The 18,547-nt window shown below is 67.0% G+C and carries 14 protein-coding genes, 2 tRNA genes and 1 pseudogene; 11 read left to right on the top strand and 6 right to left on the bottom strand.

What is annotated here, in order from left to right; translation table 11 throughout:
* The first annotated feature begins 4 nt into the window (after positions 1-4).
* Positions 5-1,732 (top strand): AAA family ATPase, encoded by a 1,728-nt coding sequence (locus FHD63_RS00145; RefSeq protein ID WP_139719099.1) that lies wholly within the window; start codon positions 5-7, stop codon positions 1,730-1,732.
* 1,261 nt (positions 1,733-2,993) lie between these two features.
* Here FHD63_RS00145 and FHD63_RS00130 read toward each other — a convergent pair.
* Together FHD63_RS00130 and mobF are read right to left on the bottom strand one after the other, a co-directional pair.
* Positions 2,994-4,433 carry a reverse transcriptase domain-containing protein gene (locus FHD63_RS00130; RefSeq protein ID WP_158296672.1) on the bottom strand — a complete coding sequence of 480 codons (1,440 nt, stop codon included), beginning with the start codon at positions 4,431-4,433 and terminating at the stop codon, positions 2,994-2,996.
* Between the two features lie 281 nt (positions 4,434-4,714).
* Positions 4,715-8,551 carry a MobF family relaxase gene (mobF, locus tag FHD63_RS15855; protein ID WP_202978392.1) on the bottom strand — a complete coding sequence of 1,279 codons (3,837 nt, stop codon included), beginning with the start codon at positions 8,549-8,551 and terminating at the stop codon, positions 4,715-4,717.
* A gap of 284 nt (positions 8,552-8,835) precedes the next feature.
* On the opposite strand from mobF, the gene FHD63_RS00120 reads away from it, so the two are divergent.
* The 5 genes from FHD63_RS00120 (at position 8,836) to FHD63_RS16995 (ending at position 13,610) form a co-directional block, all read left to right on the top strand.
* A complete protein-coding gene (locus tag FHD63_RS00120; protein WP_229665803.1) occupies positions 8,836-9,084 on the top strand; it encodes a helix-turn-helix domain-containing protein in 249 nt (82 codons plus the stop codon).
* Positions 9,081-10,310, top strand: coding sequence for a tyrosine-type recombinase/integrase (locus tag FHD63_RS00115; protein ID WP_139719093.1), 1,230 nt, complete (start codon positions 9,081-9,083; stop codon positions 10,308-10,310). Before FHD63_RS00120 ends, FHD63_RS00115 begins: the two co-directional genes overlap by 4 nt.
* A 99-nt stretch (positions 10,311-10,409) precedes the next feature.
* Complete coding sequence (locus FHD63_RS00110; protein WP_139719090.1) at positions 10,410-11,195, top strand: TIGR04255 family protein; 786 nt, start codon at positions 10,410-10,412, stop codon at positions 11,193-11,195.
* A 647-nt stretch (positions 11,196-11,842) separates the two neighbouring features.
* Entirely contained in the window at positions 11,843-12,589 is a 747-nt protein-coding gene (locus tag FHD63_RS00105; protein WP_139719089.1) for a Fic family protein, read from the top strand.
* A gap of 55 nt (positions 12,590-12,644) precedes the next feature.
* Complete coding sequence (locus FHD63_RS16995) at positions 12,645-13,610, top strand: tyrosine-type recombinase/integrase (RefSeq protein ID WP_202978443.1); 966 nt, start codon at positions 12,645-12,647, stop codon at positions 13,608-13,610.
* Here the strand turns inward: FHD63_RS16995 and FHD63_RS00095 are convergent.
* Positions 13,603-14,382, bottom strand: coding sequence for a hypothetical protein (locus FHD63_RS00095; protein ID WP_139719088.1), 780 nt, complete (start codon positions 14,380-14,382; stop codon positions 13,603-13,605). The genes FHD63_RS16995 and FHD63_RS00095 overlap by 8 nt on opposite strands.
* A 365-nt stretch (positions 14,383-14,747) precedes the next feature.
* Between FHD63_RS00095 and FHD63_RS00090 the strand changes: the two genes are divergently transcribed.
* From FHD63_RS00090 to FHD63_RS00075, 5 genes and pseudogenes are all read left to right on the top strand, one after another.
* The gene (locus tag FHD63_RS00090) at positions 14,748-14,996 is read left to right on the top strand and encodes a helix-turn-helix domain-containing protein (RefSeq protein ID WP_229665803.1); all 249 of its coding nucleotides are present in this window, start codon (positions 14,748-14,750) and stop codon (positions 14,994-14,996) included.
* A pseudogene (locus tag FHD63_RS16990) lies at positions 14,879-15,301 on the top strand (hypothetical protein); the annotation flags it as partial. The gene FHD63_RS00090 and the pseudogene FHD63_RS16990, both read left to right, overlap by 118 nt.
* Positions 15,302-15,698: 397 nt before the next feature.
* Positions 15,699-16,211, top strand: a complete 513-nt coding sequence (locus FHD63_RS16190; protein WP_202978391.1) for a tyrosine-type recombinase/integrase — start codon at positions 15,699-15,701, stop codon at positions 16,209-16,211.
* An 84-nt stretch (positions 16,212-16,295) separates the two neighbouring features.
* On the top strand, positions 16,296-16,604 hold the full coding sequence (locus FHD63_RS16800) for a helix-turn-helix domain-containing protein (protein WP_338056410.1): 309 nt from the start codon (positions 16,296-16,298) through the stop codon (positions 16,602-16,604).
* Positions 16,601-17,896: a HipA domain-containing protein gene (locus FHD63_RS00075; protein WP_139719086.1), complete on the top strand. Its 1,296-nt coding sequence runs from the start codon at positions 16,601-16,603 to the stop codon at positions 17,894-17,896. The genes FHD63_RS16800 and FHD63_RS00075 overlap by 4 nt, the downstream gene beginning before the upstream one ends.
* A 146-nt stretch (positions 17,897-18,042) precedes the next feature.
* Here FHD63_RS00075 and FHD63_RS00070 read toward each other — a convergent pair.
* From FHD63_RS00070 to FHD63_RS00065, 3 genes are all read right to left on the bottom strand, one after another.
* Positions 18,043-18,115 (bottom strand) — tRNA-Ala (locus FHD63_RS00070).
* Between the two features lie 71 nt (positions 18,116-18,186).
* Complete coding sequence (locus tag FHD63_RS16355) at positions 18,187-18,318, bottom strand: DLW-39 family protein (protein ID WP_235585695.1); 132 nt, start codon at positions 18,316-18,318, stop codon at positions 18,187-18,189.
* A gap of 40 nt (positions 18,319-18,358) precedes the next feature.
* Positions 18,359-18,435 (bottom strand) — tRNA-Ile (locus FHD63_RS00065).
* Positions 18,436-18,547 lie beyond the last annotated feature (112 nt).

Here is an 18,547-nt window from a genome sequence, read left to right as displayed (position 1 = left end):
AGACATGGGCGACGCAGTCCGACGGCTCCGTGTTGCGGAGGTCGAGCTTGAGGGCTTCCGCGGCATGCCGGGGCGCCAGCGAGTCGCGTTCGGCGACGCGGCCCGGCCGACATCCGCGCTGATCTTCGGCGAGAACGGGTCCGGCAAGTCCAGCATCGTTGACGCTGTGGAGTGGGCGTGCCAAGGCCGGGTCGCGCGACAGGCGCCGAGCACGAGCCCGGGCGCTCCGTCCGTGGTGAACGTGGCGGCGGCGTCCGCGACTGCTCGCGTGCGCGTCCTGCTCACCGACGGCAGGGTCGTGGAACGCCGGGCCGCGCTGGACGCGGAAGGCACCCACCGCATCCAGGGAGACCCGACACCGGCTGCGTTCCGGCGCGTCCCGATGTCCTTGAAGCGAGCCGACATCCTCAAGTTCCTGGGGACGTCGCCGTTGGAGCGCGCCAAGGTCTTCATGGGTCACTCGCTCGACGACGACCCGACCGGCAGCCAGGTGGCGACTGACGAAGCAGAGGCCGTTCGCAACGACCTCCACTCGGCGAAGGCGTCGATGCGCGCGGCAGCGGCGGGACTGGCCGAGCGGTTCGGTGCCGAGCCGCCGAAGTCCGCCACCGCCATCGACGCGCTCCTCGACGAGCACGTTTACAAGGGCGTCCCGCCTGAGCATCGGGCCCGCGTGGCCATCCATCGTTCCGTCCAACCGGACGTGGCCGAGATCGAGCGCTGGCGCGAGGAGGTGGCTCGGCACAACGAACGACTCAGGGCCACGACCCAGACGGTCCCGGCGGTCATCGCCCGGCTACGCGCCATGCACGACATCCTCGGCGACGTGAGCGACTGGCTGACCCATGCCTTCCACGCGGTGACCGGAGCTCGTCACGTCACTCGGCTGGACGCGGTCTACGGGGCCGCTAGCGACATGTCCATCGAGCTCTTCGCCCACATGAGCAACGGCGCCCGGCGGTCGCCGCAGCAGGTGTTCAGCGAGGGCTACCAGGACCTCATCGCGCTGCTCTACTTCCTCGCGGTGCTTCGGGCCGCCGGGGAGCGCGGTCAGGCCAAGGTCCTGGTCCTGGACGACGTGCTGCAGAGCGTCGATGCCGGCATCCGGGTCGCGGTCATGGACCTGGTAGTGAAGGAGTTCGAAGACTGGCAGCTTCTGGTCACGGTCCACGACCGGCTGTGGCGCACCCAGCTCCGGGACGTCTTCCAGCGGGCAGGCCATCCTGTTGCGGACATCGAAGTGCGAGGGTGGGACTTCGAGCGCGGGCCGACCGTCAACGCGGCCGCCGACTCCAACCCGGCCGCTGCTCTGTGGTCGGCGCTGGAGGGACAGGACCCGCACACCGTCTGCGGCGTGGCCGGACGCGTTCTTGAACAGGCGTGTGACCGGATGAGCTGGACCATCCCGATCAGCGTCAAGCGCAAGCACGGCGACGCGTACACGCTCGCGGACCTGTGGCCCGGGACCGCCAAGGAGCTCAAGGCGACATCCGTGGGCGGCTCGGTGGCCGAGGTCGACCGGTGGCTGCATCTGCGCAACGCCGCAGGCGCCCACTACAACGAGTGGGCGGAGGGCGTCACCTGGGCCGAAGCCGAGCGGTTCGGCTGGGCGGTGGCCGAACTGGTGGCGGCGCTGCATTGCTCGTCCTGCGGGCGCTGGGTAGAACGGCGAGGACAGCGGACCTTCTCCTGCCGGTGCAGCGACACAGAGGTCACGCCGGCGGTGAAGTAGCCGTCGGCGTCCCGGCGCACGAGCGGTCTGCCCACGCCCGGACGTCGGTGGCCAGCCAGACTTTGCCCATCCTGAACCCGGCGACCGGTTTCGGGAACGTCGCGTCGTCGGCGAGCAACTGCAGGACTCACTGACGGCTGAGGCCAAGGTGCTCCGCGACCTCCGCGCTGCCCATGAAGCGCCAGGGGTGAGTCAGCTGCTTTGCTTCACGCACGCACCGACGCACCAAGACAACCCAACCTGGACGTCGTCATCCAGGGCAACGGAATGGGCGCCCGAACTTTCGACCTCAGCCGGCCGTGGAAGCGGGTGCCAGCCAGCCGAGCACGACGTCTCTGTTCGAGGAGCGTCGTGCCTGCCTCCCGCAAGGTGCCCTACCCCTGTCTTCCCGCCGCCGAGCTTGCCTTGCGAGCCATCCAACGGCGTTACAAGTCTTCGGGAAGACAGCGGCCAATTGGTGTATACCTCTGCCCAAGTTGTCGTCGATGGCACTTGACGTCAAGGTCGGGGACCCGGACACCGCCATGGTCCAACGGCACGCGGCGCTGAGTGGAGGGCACGCGGTTCAGCAGGAACGCGCGGGCGGGCACCTCCGCCTATGCGTCCTTGCCTGCGCGGCCTTGGCGTGGCGCGGTCAGCCCGCGCCGCGGCGGGGATTCGAACGCCGTTGGCCGTGTCAGCACCACAGCCGGTCCGCAGACTGCTGACGCAGGGGGAGGCACCGAGCGGCGCAATCATTCAACCGCACTCTTCTCGTGAAGCGCGTCCAGCTCCCTGATGAAGTTGTGTACTATCTCTACCCATGTCGGGGAATTACTCGGATCAAGTTGCAATTGCGTCCCCACCACTTCGATTTTGGTTCGTCGAGTGATCGTGTCACGCAGTACGACCATATGCGTGATGCTCGACGTCTGGCGTTGCGTAAGGTCTCCGTACCCATGCAGCATGGCATTCCGCGCCTGAGTTAGGGCGTCAAAGTCCTGATACCATTTCGCACCCCGGAAACTTGGGATACCAGTCGCAGTTAGCCACTTGGTTCTAGCTTCCCAGGTTCCATCGCGATCCTTTGCGGACTCGCTTAGCATGAACCGCCCTAAGGGATGCGCAGGGACGCCCGTGGTATCGATGCGCTCCTCAAGTATGGAACCGGCGAACGCTTCTCCTAAGGCGCAACAAGCGACGAGCGTACCCAAAGGGTCGTTGTCTTGAGCTCGAGTGAGCAGGTGAACAGTCTGGCCCAAGTAGACTTCGCCGATTCTGCTCAAGCTCCCGAATCCTCTTCTGCCCAGCGCTTTGCCGCCTTATTCAAGGGCCCATCGTTGCCGATGGCGTGAAGGCTCTTGCTCGTCGGCAAGTGAGCCGAGCAGGCCGCCAACGTGTGCATGGTTAAAGGCCCTGCGGAACGATACGCGCGCTCCAGGTGGTCAGACGTCAGGAGGCCTAATTGGGAAGCGACCCAGGCGGACTCTGCGCGTATTACCTCGTGACGATCATCAAACTGCCGAAGTAGCCACGTTTCCTGGGCACTCGTCAGGTCTCCCGATCGATGCTGAATGAGGTGCATCATCCAAAGCTTGAACCACGCACTTTGACGGCCTGAGGTGACTAGTGAATCGATCAAAGGGTCGTTCTGGTCATTATTGCTCCGCTGGAGCATAATAAATGGAAGGGTGCTCAGGCGGTGCGGGTTGAAAAACACGAAATCGGTCAACGTCTCATTATCTATAGCCTGCTGGCCAGCGGCTGCAATGAGGAGGGCCTGGGTGATGAATCGATCCTCGAGTCGAAGCTCCCAAGGATGTTGCCTTATCTCCTCCCCTCGTTCACTCCATCGCTCGATTAGCGCAGAAGCGCCGGCGAAGTTCGGGGCCTGACCAACAGTGATCTTCACGTCGTACGGATTTACCAATGACACCTCCTCTTTCCCTTCTGCCGGAAGCAGATGCTGCCGAAAGAAACTGGTAGATTCAGCTTCGCGCTCTCGGAGTCGCTCGGCACGCCAAGTGACTGTTTTATGCTGGGAAAGAACAAGACCCATGGACCGCGCGAACTCGGAAAGATCCTCAACACAGGTGTTGGCCTCGGCCCAATCGTGGACCAGAACCTTAAAGTCGTCGGCGTACGAATATATGTCGTAGCCCGCCAACCGCGCTTGCTTAACGATCGCAGAAATATACAGATCCGCGAGGCGGTCACTATTTGTGTTCATTTGTGGAAGACCGACGTGACGGGGGTGCGTCTCGCTGAGTAGGCGACGTAACTCATTGGCGTGTGCAAGGCCGCCAGGTTTAGCTTTGAGCATCTCAAGCCGGAGAAGATCATGATTCACGTACTCGTAGCAGGAGGCTATGTCGCTCTCCACCACGTAAGTGGCGTTCCCGCTCAGCCCCACCCCGTGAAATTCGGCATAGTCTTGAGCGGTGCGTGTTGGCAGCACCTCGCTGTACGTGTCGGTGAGAGCTGAATATGCTACGGAGACCGGAGGTGGGAGCACCGTCACGGGACGAGGCGCGCCGCCGCTCCGCCTGGGCACGCTGAGCGTCTCGCCGGATGGGTATCGCTCCCCGTCCAACATGGTCTCTGCGGTTTCACTTAAAGAGGACTCCGCCTTTTCGAGGCTGGAGAAGGTGATGAGCGGTGGAAACGAGGGGTCCAGACTGCTGTGGTAACCCTTGGCCGCCTTACGTACGTCACGCTTCATCCTTGCCAACCTTTCAGTTTGCCGAGTTATCTGCGAACGGTACAGCAGGAGGTCGCGAGGAGGAGCACTCATAGGTTGGCGCGCCTCCCATTCCCCGGGCGACGGCCGGCCGCAGCCGGGCCTCAAGCGCCATCGCCCGTGTGGGCACGCTCTAGCCGGCCAACCGTTCCAGCCACGTCGAGGCGATCCTTCCATTAGCTCCTTGAGACATTCGGACATCGGCGAATCAGCGATGTATCGATTACTTCGCGCTACCCGGACCAGGCCGCGTCACTGACCGGTCATCGGGCGGGTCCAGGAACCTCACGGGAGGGACTCAGGTGCCCCGCGTGCCGGTCTGCTCGTCGTCGGCTGGCTCGGAGCCTGCTGCCGTCAGTGTTCGGCGTCGACACGCCTGAGATCGGAGACGGCGCGCTCAACCGGCGGCCGAGTCGTGTCTGGTACCTGGCTGCAGCGGGTTCTCTGATCGGTGAACCTGTGGGTTCCACCTCGGTGGTTGGAATGCCGTGGGCGGCGCGCCAGACGGCGAGGTCGCCGATGAGATGGTCGTCGACGTCCGGGGGCAGGGTCCGCTGCCAGGGCACCCGGTCGGACGCACCCGCTTGCCGGGCTTCGTCGGCGACGCGCTCGACGAGCTGCTGGACCCGGTGGGTGAGCCGGTCGAGGTAGTCGCTCGTCTCTGGGTCCTGTCGTAGCGCTGGTGGGACGTCGTGCAGCCAAGACAGGGGCGCGTCCCGGTAGGACGGTGGCATGGTGCCGGCGATGCGCCAGGCGAGTGCGGCGGCCGGGTCGTTGGCCTCCGCCAGGTTTTCCTTTCCGCGGTACCAGGTGGCCTCCTCGATCACGGCCTGTGGCGGCGCGCCGTCGACCCATCGCAGCGCGAGCTGGCCGCGCAGGTGCGGGTAGGCCGGCGCCCCGGTGAGGCCGGCCATCCACTCCCCGAGCGCGTCGTCTAAAGCGGTCATCCGCTCGGGTCCGAGGTGGTGCTGGGCCAGGACCGGCAGCGCGTCCTGGTAGGCCAGTACGGCCTCCCGCAGCAGCTGGGCGGTGTCGCCGTGCTCGACGGTCGTGGCCGAGAGCACGCGGCCGTCGCGGGCAAGGATGTCGATCAACACCTGCCGCGGCTCCGCCGTAGCCGACGTGTCGTGCACGTCTGGGCCGACACTGTCCAGCGAGGCGGCGGGTGTGCCGAGGTAGAGGTGGTTGCTCTGACGCCCTCGGGAGAGGGTGACGTACAACGCCTGGCGGCTCTCTGCGCCGGTGAGGACGGTGTGGGTTGTGTCGACGGTAGCTCCCTGAGCTCCGTGGATCGTGCTGGCATACCCAAGCTGCACGTGCTCGCCCACATAGGTAGCCGGCAGGGTGACGTGAGCCGACTTGGTTCCCCGCCCGTCGCGGTGGCGCTCGGCCGAGACGGTCCCGTCCGGGTGGACAGCCAGGACGCGCCACCGGTCGCCGTTCTTGACCCAGGCCTCCTCAGTCCGCAGCGACCTGTCGTTGCGACGGGTGACGATGGTGTCGCCGGCGCTGGCGCGGGTGCCGTCGGCCAGGGTCACCTCCGGTCCGAGCGGCTGCCCGGTGGTGTCGAGGCGGTCCTGCCGGGCGCGCTGGTTCAGCTCGCGCACGGTCTCCCGGGTCGCAGCCAGCAGCAGGCTGGACAACCCGGCGCGCTGATCGGCCCGCCAGGCCGTGTAGGCCGCCTCGACCGTGTCTCCGGTGTCGCCGATGTGGACCCGGTCGTGATCGTAATAGTGGTCTAGGGCGGCGGGGTCGCCGTCGCGGACGGCGAGGGTGGCGGCGCCCTCGGCGGGGTCGGTGAACCGGTGCAGCTCGGTCAGCGTGGCGGTGGTGCCGTGCGCATGACCCTGCTCGGCCAGGTCCCGGAAGATCCCGCCAGCCGTGACGGCGGCCAGCTGCTGGTCGTCGCCCACCAGACGCACGCTCCCGCCCGTGTCGACGACGTGCCGGACCACGGCCGCCAGGTCGCGCGTGCCGGCCATCCCGGCCTCGTCGATCAGCACCAACGTCCCTGGGCCGACCGTTCTGCCCACGGCGGACGTCGTGCCGGTCGCCGCTGAAGCACCTGCCGGGGTGGTCTCATGAAGGTATTTGGCAAGGGTGTCGGCGCGGATTCCGGTAACGCGACCGAGCTCCTCGGCCGCGACCGCGGTGGGGGCCAGGCCCAGCACGGTGCCTCCCGAGGCCTCCCAGGACCGCGTTAGCACGCGCAGCGCGGCGGTCTTGCCGGCGCCGGCGGGGGCGAGGGCGACCTGCACCCGGCATCCGCTCGTGGCGAGGTTGCGGACCAGCGCCGCCTGGGACCGGTCCAGGATCGGACGGTCCGCGCTCTGGGCGGCCAGCACGTCCTCCACGATGACCGGGTCTGCTTGACGGCCGTCGCGGCGCAACCCCAGCGCGAGCAGTTCGTCCTCGGCGGCCAGGATCGCACGGGAGGTGTAGGCCTGGCTGCCGTGCACCGTGTGCGCGGACTGTCCGTCCGGGCGGCGCAGCACCTCCGGCTCACCCAGGTCCGGCGGTACCCCGACCGGAACCGAGAAGCCCTGCAGCACCCATCGCTGAACGTCACGTTGGTACGCCTCGAGCTTGTCCAGGGGGACCTGCGCGGTGCGGAGCTGGCGCAGCGTCTCGGCGCGCACGTGCCAGATCTGCCACGTCGCCCGCGACCCCTCGAGCACCGCGAGCACCCGGGCCGCGACGACCTGGGGACGCACGTCCCCAGCACGTCCCTGGACACGTCCCCGGAAACGTCCCTGCTGGAGGGTCCCCACCCCGTGACCTGCGACGCTGCTCACGTCCCTACCGCGTCCCCGGTCACGTCCCTGGTTGCGTCCCCACCCCGCTCCGACCGCCGCGGTGACCACCTCTTCCGGAGTCTGTCCGGCGTCGACGAGGACGGTCGTGGCTTGCTCGCGCCAGGTCTGCCGTTGCTCGGCCTCCGAGCGGGGTTCGTGCTTGTCCGGGCGGGTCTCCAGGTTCGCCTGCTGCGCCAGCGCCAACAACTCGATCGCGGTGGGGTTGCGGCCGTGGTCGGCTCGGAAGGTCGAGGTGAGCTCGCGCTGCCGGGCCTCGATCGCCTGCCGTCGCGACGACCAGGCACTGAGCAGGGCCGGGTCGATCCCGGCGATCTCCCGCACCGCCCGCTTGCCCTCCACCCCGGGGCGGTCGACGAAGCCGACCCCGAGCCGGTCCACAAGGCCGGCTTCGAGGTGGGTGTTGTAGTGCTCGGAGGCCATCACCTTGGCCTTGAACAGCATCCGCCCGTCCAGGGTCAGCCACCGTCCGCCCTCCTCGGGCGGGGACTGGACCTTGTTGGACACGACGACGTGGGTGTGCAGGTCCGGGTCACCGGTGCGCGAGTCACGGTGGTCGAACGCCGCCGCGACCAGCCCGACCACGGGCACCTGGCGGATGCCGCCCTTCCCAACCCTCGTGAACGCCACCTCGCGTTCCAACATCGCCAGAGTCGCAAGGACCGCGTCCTCGTGCGCGGCCTCCACCTGCCGGGCGACCTCGACCGGGGCGAGGGCCCAGAGGGCTGAGACCGACTTCACCGGCGAGAACGTCAGGTCGAACCCCGCCACCGGCACTTGCGCCGGCCGCGATGCGTTCGCGACGAACATCGTCAGCTCACCCCCGTCCACGGGTGGACGGCCGTGCCGCTGATCGAAGACCTCCCGGGCGACCTGCGTCCTGATCACTGCCCGCTCGTCCGCTGCGATCGGCGCGTTCCACGTCAGCCCGCGACTGGTGTTGTGCTCGCTGAAGGCCCGCGCCGTCACCTGTCGCAGAGACGTGGCGTCGAAGGTCGGGAACGCCCGCCCCAACCCGCCCCACCCGTTCGCGGCCGCGTCGGGCTCATCGGAGCGGGGGTGGCGGCCCTGCCCGAACAGCAGCTTCATCTGCTCCTCGGTCACCACGTCCCCCACCGCCAGGTCCAGCCCGACCAGGCCCGTGCCGAGCCAACGACCGGGTGCCTCGCCCTTCTCCTCGTAGTAGGAGGCCAGGCCGACCTGCCGCTTTTCCGTGGCGTCGTGGGCAGCGACCTGCTTCGTCAGATACGTGTACCCGCTCCCCGCGGCGAGCTTGTGCAACGTCATCATGCCTCCTAATGCGGAGCAGCAGCGCTCAGGGGGTCACTTTTTCGGCACCAATATCACCGAGTGCACCAGGTGTGTCCTTGATCTGCTGCTGCGGGCTGTCGGCCGGTCGCGAAACTGCTCAGAAAAAGTTGGGAAGAAGTGAGCCCCAGCGGGGGGTCTCGTCCGCATTAGGGGTAGGCAGGTTCGTCGTCGGGTGGTTATCCACAGGAACGGTCAAGTGCCTGCCTGGTCCGCACGGGATCTGGCCTACCGGAGGTTGGTCCCTGACGAAGGGAGTGGACATGTCAACGATGGCGAGCGGGAGTCCGGAGCAGCGGAGCAAGGCACCGGTCGGGCCGCTGCAGCGGCGGTGGTACAGCGTGCCCGAAGTGGCGGAGATGCTCGGCTACGGGCCCACGAAGGTGCGCATGATGTGCATCTCCGGCGACCTGCGCTCGCTCAAGGACGGCGGGTCCCGGCGCATCCTGCCGGCGTGGGTCGACGAGTACGTCGCCAAGCGGGCCGCCGAGGCGGAGGCGGACTGGCCGTGAGCAGGCGAGCCAACGGGGAGGGGTCGATCTACCCGTACCGGAACGGCTTCGCCGCCCACGTGTGGATCACCACCCCCGCGGGTCGGCGCCAGCGCAAGTCCGTCTACGGCAAGACCAGGGCCGAGGTCCACGAGAAGTGGCTGCGGCTGCACGAGCAGGCGCGGCGCGGCCCGGTCGTCCCGGTCTCGCCCAAGCTGCGCGACTTCCTGGAGCAGTGGCTGAGGGAGACCGTGCGCCCCGGGCTCTCGCCGGCCACGGCGAGCAACTACGAGATGTTCTCCCGGCTCTACATCGTCCCCGACCTGGGGGACCGCAAGCTCGAGAAGCTGTCGGTCCGCGACGTCCAGACCTGGGTCAACGAGCTGCGGGTGCGGTGCCAGTGCTGCTTCCAAGGCAAGGACGCGGCCCGGCCGGAACCGCAGTGCTGCGCACGCGGGCAGTGCTGCCAAGAGGTCGCCTCCGAGTGGACGGTCCACCAGGCGTGGCGGGTGCTGCGCGGGGCACTGACCCAGGCGATGCGGGAGGAGCTCGTCTTCCGGAACGTGGCCGCGCTCGTGCGCGTGCCCGTGCCCCGGGCGAAGCGATCGGCCGTGTGGTCGGTGGACGACGCGCGGCGGTTCCTCGAGTCTGCTCGTCATGCCGGGGACGCGATGTATGCGGCCTACGTGCTGCTCCTCGTGCTCGGACTGCGGCGGGGCGAGGTGCTCGGCCTGGCGTGGGAGGACGTCGACCTGGAGCGGGGCGAGGCGTATATCGCCTGGCAGGTACAGCGGGTCGACGGCCAGCTGCTCCGGCGACGGACGAAGACCCCCTCCTCGGACGCGCCGCTGCCCCTTCCGGACATCGCCGTGCGTGCCCTCGAGCGGCACCGGGCCGACGAGGATCGGAGACGGATCGCCGCCGGCGACATGTGGGGCGACTGCGGCCTCGTCTTCACCACCCGTCTCGGCGACCCGCTCGACCCGCGCAACTTCCACACGGCGTTCAAGAACCGGGCGCGAAAGGCCGGGGTCCCGATCATCCCGGTCCACGCCACGCGGCGGACCTGCGCGAGCCTGCTCGTCTCGCTCGACGTGCACCCGCGAGTGGCGATGGCCGTCCTCCGCCACAGCAGGATCGCGATGACCATGGAGGTCTACTCCCAGGTCTCAGCGCGCGCTACCCGCCAAGCCCTCCGCAACCTGGGGATGGAGCTCCAAGGTCTAGAGCCCACGTCGGGCCCGTAGGACCGTCTGACAGGGAGCCCGGATCGGTGCTGGCGGAACTCGTGACCACTCCACTACGTTGTACCTACAGTAGGGCTACAGTAACCGTGTGGAGACACTATGTTGAGACTGCCGCAGGCCGACCATCGTCCACTCCAAAACGTCGCGCTCCCCCTCGTGGTCGCCCAAGCCCGCTTCTCCGGCGGCGCCGAACTCGACGGGGGTGTTCTCTCCCGCTTCCAGGAACTTCTCGAGGAAGCAGGGATACGTATGGCACGCGTCAGCCCACTGGAACTCAACCAAGTCATTTTCGGTACTACTACGCCCGAGCCTGTGACGTCTCGTACTAGCGGTTACCAACTGATCAGTGCGGACGGGGAGTGGACAGCTACTATAACCACTGATTCGGTTGCCTTGGAGACTCCTGCTTTCAGGAGCTATGAAGAAAACTTTCGTCCGCGATGGCACCAACTCGTAATCGGAGCCACTGATATTCTGAATCCGATATCACTTACCCGGTCCGGACTTCGATTCGTCAACTTGATGCGTCTCCCAGAACGGCATCCAGACAGCGAGTGGGCACGCTGGATGCGCCCCTCTCTCGTGGCGGTTCTCGACGATGTGTGGCTGTCGGAGGGGATGCTCGCCTTTTCCCAGCAACTCCAGTTAGACATAGGTGATGGGTTCCGTTGTGGCCTGCGCAGTGGGCCTACCGACGATGGGAACTACCTCCTCGACCTCGATAACTATGGGGAATCAGGAGCGCTCTGGACCCTCGAACGGGTGATGGACGAGTTCGATAAACTGAACGCTCGCGGCGTGGCTGTGTTTCAATCTATGATCTCGGCTGAGATGCTCGGTAATCTGCGTGGGGACGAGGTTCCAGAAGGAGGGCAAGATGAGTGATCTGCTTCAGCGCACGCCCGTGTCTGACGACTCCGCCCAAGCAAAGGCGGCTAGCGCGCTCGACGCCTGGGCCGAGGACGTGACGCCTGTCATCCCGCCACCGGGGACAGTAGAGCCATTTCTGGCGCTATTGACCAGCTCGCCCCAGTTCTCTGGTTGGACTCGTGTCCGTCGCAACCTGACGGTGGTAACCACGGTGGCTCCATCTAGGACAGATCCCCCAACTGAGCCGGGCAGCTCTTCACCGCACCCTGGAACCGCAGCACTTGAAGAGCTTCAGGGTTGGCTGGGCCTGTCGCTCGATGAACTGGTGCGCATAGTGGGTCTTAGCCCCTCCACACGAGCCTGGTGGCGTCAGCACCCCGACGCGCCAGTGCGGCCGAACAAGGCCGGCCGGCTTCTCCGTTTTCGTACGGCGGTTGGTCTGCTCATTGGCGAGCTGGGCCTCCAAAAGGGGCGAGCCAAGCTCCATGAAGGCGGGTGGCTGTCGGGTCGACTAGATGACCGGCGCCTAGGTGGTCTTGAGCTCGCTGTTCAACAGCTTATCTCTGGAGAGCTCCAGGCACCTAATGCATTGACGGGACTCACGCGCGATGAGCTAATCGCTGCTGTATCCGACGTTGAGGACGAACTTGTGCAGCAGACGCATGAGAAGACGAGGGGTTCGTGGAAGTTGGGCCCGGAAGACAGCGGTGCCGAGTAAGCGGGGGAAGTCCCGAAAGGTCCCAGTTCCCTTCCCCTGGGACTCTCGGTCAGACAGCAACCGCAAGCGCATAGAAGAGAACTACCGACACCTTCGAGCTGAAGTGGTCCAATCGGGCCTCGCGAGGAATCGACCGACGCCAGCGTTGGTGCAGGGATGGCATGCACGTTCGCTGGATGGCATCCGCCTGGCGGAGCCGTGGGTGGCGGGCCACTACCGAGGCGAGGGACCTTCCGGCTCTCAGTTGCGCGATGCCCTGGTGCACGTCGGTGGGCGATTGGGCGAGCCGCCCGCCCATGTACGACAGCGCGTGCGTGGCATGTTCGAGGAGCTGGATCGCCGAATCGATGGCCTCGACGCCCGGGTTTCCGTGGGGGAGGGCCTCAATACCCTCTACCCCGATGTTCTACAGCTGTGTGCCTGGGCTCACGGCGAATGGATCCGCATCCACCCGTTCGTTGATCACAACGGCAGCACGGCCCGCCTCTTAGCGCTGATGCTGGGTCTGCGGTACGGCGTACCGCTCAACCTACCCGGGAAGCCAAGGCCCCCCACGCCTTCATTCGGTCTCGCGCTGTCCTACAACGTTGCGGCGGAGAACCAGATGATGGGCGACGACACCGTCATGGTGAGTTACCTGGATCGGCTTGCACGGGCGTCTGCCGCACAGCACAGGGGGCAGGGCGTCTGAACGCCGGCTCCCCCCGGAAGCAGCACACGTTGCCGGAATCAGCACACGTTGACTCATCTGGGGTACGGGCAAGACCGAGGCCCCTCCCGGAACCCGGGAAGGGGCCTCTGACCTGGGTGGAGGCGAGGGGACTCGAACCCCTAACCCCCTGCTGCCGAGGGAGAACGGCAAGGCCCTGGACCGGCACACCGTCACCCGCTTCATCAACAGGGCCGGCACCGCCGCCGGGCTCGGGCACATCAACCCCCACCAGCTGCGGCACACCCTGGCCACGCAAGCCATCAACCGCGGCAGGTCCCTGGAAGCGATCGCCGCGATGCTCGGGCACAAGTCCATGGACATGACCCTGGTCCACGCCAAGATCGCCAACCGCACCGTCGCCGACGAGTACTTCGCCGTCGCCGACCAAGTCGAGGCCCTCTACGCCCGCCCCGCCCAGCTCCCCGCTGACGCCCTCGGCCCCAACATGGCCCACCTCAGCCGCGAGTACTCCCGCCTCCTGGGCAACGGCTACTGCACCCGACGAGCGGCCATGGACTGCGTCTACGAGACGGTCTGCGAGTCTGCACCTTCTTCCAGACCACCATCGCCTTCCGCCCCACCCTGCACGCCCAGCGCGACGACGCCGCCGCCAAGGGCCAGACCCGCCGCGCCGAGATCTACGACAACCTGCTCACCAGCCTCGACAACGACGAGGCCTCTTGACACCCGATACCTACATAACGCCGATGTCCGGATGTTTCGGAGCGTCCGAGGCAGCGGCCGCACCGGCCGATTGGTTAACGTCCACGGGCGAGTGCTCACATACCAGGGGTCGGGCGCTGGGCGTTCACCAGACATCGAGCGACCAAGCGCCACGCATCCGAGATGGACCTCCGTTACTCCATGGCAAGGGACTGTCACACCCCGTACATATCTGGCACCTGAACGGTCGCCCGGGACATATCGGCACGCGAACGACTCGCCAAGCGCGCCACATACTGAATCGCCATGTTGGTCCGGCCTGTCCCCCCTCAGGTAGCAGGACGGGCCTTGATGTAACTAACAAGTTGAGTGAGGTGGCGGCTAACGCTGTCGATTGTCATGTTAGCGACTTCGAACGCTAGTTCAGGATGCTGACGCCGCAGGTCGCGGACACGCCTCCCGAAATTTGGCGACTGGTCATATGAAGTGACGACCAGCACCGCTCCATCAATGGCTGCCCGAGCTAAGAGATCTTTAAGCACCGGAGTAGAGAGACGGTACTTAAATTGGACATTGACGGATATGCCGCCGAGCACCACCCTGGCATCCCAGGCCTGATCCTCGCCTCCGGGAATAACTTCGGCTCCCAAGTTATGAGCCGATTGCTGCAGGACCTCCATAGCCTCTTGCTCGAAGGCAGATGCTCTTATGAATGTCCACAGCGCGGCATCCGGCGTGTTGCGTGGAAGCCGGTTCACCAGTTCAGCCAGCTCCTTCGGACTCACCGCCTCGCTCGCGCTCTCGGCCGTCTCTACGGCGCCCTCACGCCGCCCTTGCTCGCGGGCCCGCAGGATCATCCCCATGTCCTTACCCCAGATGCGTTGGGGGACGTGTCCCGCCGCTGCTAGCAAGAGGAGCATGAGTGATGCCAGGAAGATCGCGACTGATCCAAATCCGTCGACTCCGTCCAACAGGGCGACTGAGCCAACCGTTCCAAGTCCTACACCTGCAACAGCCGCAAGAACACGCACCCAGCCATCCAGCTCGATGGGATCCCCAATGTCGTCACGAACTTGTGGCGACTGGTCACCACCGTCATCGTCGGTCATGGAGGCATGCTAGCGGGATAGGAAAGTCCTACAGCCCCTCGCCGGGGGACGAACAGCCACTCGCAGGGAGGACGGATCCGTGGTGTTGAAGGCGTGGGCAGCCAGGAGGACCTGTTCTGCCGCGGATGGCGTGCACTCCGTCCGGTCGCGAAGGTGTGTCCTTGATCTGCTGCTGCGGGCTGTCGGCCGGTCGCGAAACTGCTCAGAAAAAGTTGGGAAGAAGTGAGCCCCAGCGGGGGGTCTCGTCCGCATTAGGGGTAGGCAGGTTCGTCGTCGGGTGGTTATCCACAGGAACGGTCAAGTGCCTGCCTGGTCCGCACGGGATCTGGCCTACCGGAGGTTGGTCCCTGACGAAGGGAGTGGACATGTCAACGATGGCGAGCGGGAGTCCGGAGCAGCGGAGCAAGGCACCGGTCGGGCCGCTGCAGCGGCGGTGGTACAGCGTGCCCGAAGTGGCGGAGATGCTCGGCTACGGGCCCACGAAGGTGCGCATGATGTGCATCTCCGGCGACCTGCGCTCGCTCAAGGACGGCGGGTCCCGGCGCATCCTGCCGGCGTGGGTCGACGAGTACGTCGCCAAGCGGGCCGCCGAGGCGGAGGCGGACTGGCCGTGAGCAGGCGAGCCAACGGGGAGGGGTCGATCTACCCGTACCGGAACGGCTTCGCCGCCCACGTGTGGATCACCACCCCCGCGGGTCGGCGCCAGCGCAAGTCCGTCTACGGCAAGACCAGGGCCGAGGTCCACGAGAAGTGGCTGCGGCTGCACGAGCAGGCGCGGCGCGGCCCGGTCGTCCCGGTCTCGCCCAAGCTGCGCGACTTCCTGGAGCAGTGGCTGAGGGAGACCGTGCGCCCCGGGCTCTCGCCGGCCACGGCGAGCAACTACGAGATGTTCTCCCGGCTCTACATCGTCCCCGACCTGGGGGACCGCAAGCTCGAGAAGCTGTCGGTCCGCGACGTCCAGACCTGGGTCAACGAGCTGCGGGTGCGGTGCCAGTGCTGCTTCCAAGGCAAGGACGCGGCCCGGCCGGAACCGCAGTGCTGCGCACGCGGGCAGTGCTGCCAAGAGGTCGCCTCCGAGTGGACGGTCCACCAGGCGTGGCGGGTGCTGCGCGGGGCACTGACCCAGGCGATGCGGGAGGAGCTCGTCTTCCGGAACGTGGCCGCGCTCGTGCGCGTGCCCGTGCCCCGGGCGAAGCGATCGGCCGTGTGGTCGGTGGACGACGCGCGGCGGTTCCTCGAGTCTGCTCGTCATGCCGGGGACGCGATGTATGCGGCCTACGTGCTGCTCCTCGTGCTCGGACTGGCGGCGGGGCGAGGTGCTCGGCCTGGCGTGGGAGGACGTCGACCTGGAGCGGGGCGAGGCGTATATCGCCTGGCAGGTACAGCGGGTCGACGGCCAGCTGCTCCGGCGACGGACGAAGACCCCCTCCTCGGACGCGCCGCTGCCCCTTCCGGACATCGCCGTGCGTGCCCTCGAGCGGCACCGGGCCGACGAGGATCGGAGACGGATCGCCGCCGGCGACATGTGGGGCGACTGCGGCCTCGTCTTCACCACCCGTCTCGGCGACCCGCTCGACCCGCGCAACTTCCACACGGCGTTCAAGAACCGGGCGCGAAAGGCCGGGGTCCCGATCATCCCGGTCCACGCCACGCGGCGGACCTGCGCGAGCCTGCTCGTCTCGCTCGACGTGCACCCGCGAGTGGCGATGGCCGTCCTCCGCCACAGCAGGATCGCGATGACCATGGAGGTCTACTCCCAGGTCTCAGCGCAGGCCACGCGCGAGGCACTGCGCCAGCTCGGCGGACGGCTGGGCGGCTCGGCTGGCTAGACCGGCTGTCGCCCCATGTGCGACGAACGAAGATGTCGCGGCTCGACGACAAATGCATATGTCGTAGTACTGTGACATTTCGAGATGTCACAAATCTGTGACATCTACGGTTGGGAGGTGGGTCGCATGCTCAGGACGGTCCGAGACGTCGGTGCGGCGGTGCGCCGAGCACGCCGGGAGGCCGGGCTCAGTCAGCAGGCTCTCGCGGACCGGGCGGGGGTCTCCCGCCAGTGGCTCTCCCGCGTGGAAGCGGGGAAGGGTCCCTCCGCCGAGATGGGCAAGGTGCTGGACGTCCTCGCCGCGCTCGGACTCGCGGTCGACCTGGTCACCACCCCCGTGGCCGAGGCCACGGCCGATGACCCGTTTGCCGGCCTGTTCGAGGACGGCTCATGACGGCATTCCTGAACGTCTACCTCGACGGCGTCCTTGCCGGACAGCTGACGCAGACCCCTGGTGGGGCGCTCGCTTTTGCCTACGACAGTTCCTACACCGCCCGTGCCAACCCCACGCCGCTCTCGCTGTCGATGCCGCTGAGTGGGTCGCGACACTCGAACCGTGTCGTCGCCGCCTGGCTCGAGGGGCTCCTCCCGGACAACCTCGCCGTGCGGGAGGAGTGGGCTCGTAGGTTCGAGGTGTCACCGCGCAACCCGTTCGCCCTGCTCCGGCACGTCGGGCGCGATGCCGCGGGGGCCGTGCAGGTGCTTCCCGTCGACGTCGACCCACCGGATGCAGCTCGGCGCACGGGCGACGTCCGCCGGCTCGCCGAAGACGAGCTCTCGGGTCTTCTTCTGCGCCTGACGGTGGGGGACCACGGCTGGGACGTCGGTGCCGGTTCAGGACGATGGAGCCTGGCGGGAGCGCAGAACAAGGTGGCGCTGCACCGCCTGGACGACGGCGGGTGGGGTGTTCCTCAGGACGCGACGCCGACGACGCACATCCTCAAGCCGACCCGCGCCGGCACCCGCTTCGAGGACCTGCACGTCAACGAGTTCGTCTGCCTGCGTGCCGCGGGTCTGCTGGGCCTGCGCGTCGCCCGGGTGGACCTGATCGACGTCGGCGGGGCCAAGACGCTGGTCTCCACCCGCTACGACCGCGGTCGCGGACAGGACGGGATGTGGTTGCGCCTCCATCAGGAAGACCTTCTTCAGGCCATGAGCTACCCACCGACCAAGAAGTACCAGTCCGACGGCGGCCCCAGCGTCAAGAACGTCGCCTCTCTCCTGTCGACGCTGGCCCTCGCGGACCGCGATGCCGTGCGGTCGGCATTCTTCGATGCCTTCGCCTTCAACGTCCTGGTGGGCGGGACCGACGCCCACGCGAAGAACTACTCCCTGCTCCTGCGCGGGCCACGGGTGGCCCTGGCACCCCTCTATGACGTCGCGTCCTACGCCCCGTACCTGAACAAGGGGGAGGCGGTGCGCAGCTCGATGAAGGTGGGGCGCACCTGGCTCGTGCGCGACGTGACCGTCGAGGACTGGGTCGCCGTCGGCCTCTCCCTTGGCTTGGAGGCGACCGAGGCCGTCGACCGCGTGGAGCGCCTGCGCACAGGCCTGCCCGAAGCAGTCCTCGCAGCGGCTGAGGCCGCACCCGCACCCTTCGCCGAGGACGCCCGCCGGGTCGCGACCGCCGTCGCTGCGCAGAGCCACCTCCAGGCTTCGCGTCTGCCGCGCGGACAACTGAGGTGAAAGCGCCGAGTCCACGATGAGGACCCCCTGCTGGCCGCATACCTGCAGGTCACAGCCTTGCGCGGCGTGTTTGCTGCCGTACTTTGCTGGGGTACGGGCACGAAAGAGGCCCTCCCCGCTGAGCGGGAAGGGCCTCTGACCTGGGGTGGAGGCGAGGGGACTCGAACCCCTAACCCCCTGCTTGCAAAGCAGGTGCGCTACCACTTGCGCCACGCCCCCGAGGGTATGCAGTTGTGAGACGCAGGCGACCGACCTCCCGCGGACGGGAGCCGGGTCCGGCGGACGAGAGGTTACTGACCCGGCTGACCGGGGACGTCGTCGGTGGCCTCGGCCCACAGGTCACGCTCGGCCTGCTGGTCCTGCATCCGCTTGAGGGCCACGAGGCCGGCCGCGGCGGCGGCCACCATGAGGAGGCGCTTCATCTGTCGATCAACTCCTGATCTCGGCGACGACGCAGGTGGGTGGTGGGCCTAACTGGACTTGAACCAGTGACCTCTGTCTTATCAGGACAGCGCTCTAACCGACTGAGCTATAGGCCCGGGCGCGTGCGAGGCACGCGACGGTCGAGACTACCTCACCCCCCGGAGCGCCGCCAAAACACTCCGCAGAGCGCTCCTCGTCCCGTAGCAGACCTTGAACAATTTGTAGTAC

Origin of the sequence: Serinicoccus chungangensis (assembly GCF_006337125.1) — a bacterium.
Classification (GTDB): Bacteria; Actinomycetota; Actinomycetes; order Actinomycetales; family Dermatophilaceae; genus Ornithinicoccus; species Ornithinicoccus chungangensis.
This window is presented reverse-complemented; position numbering and strand designations above follow the sequence as displayed.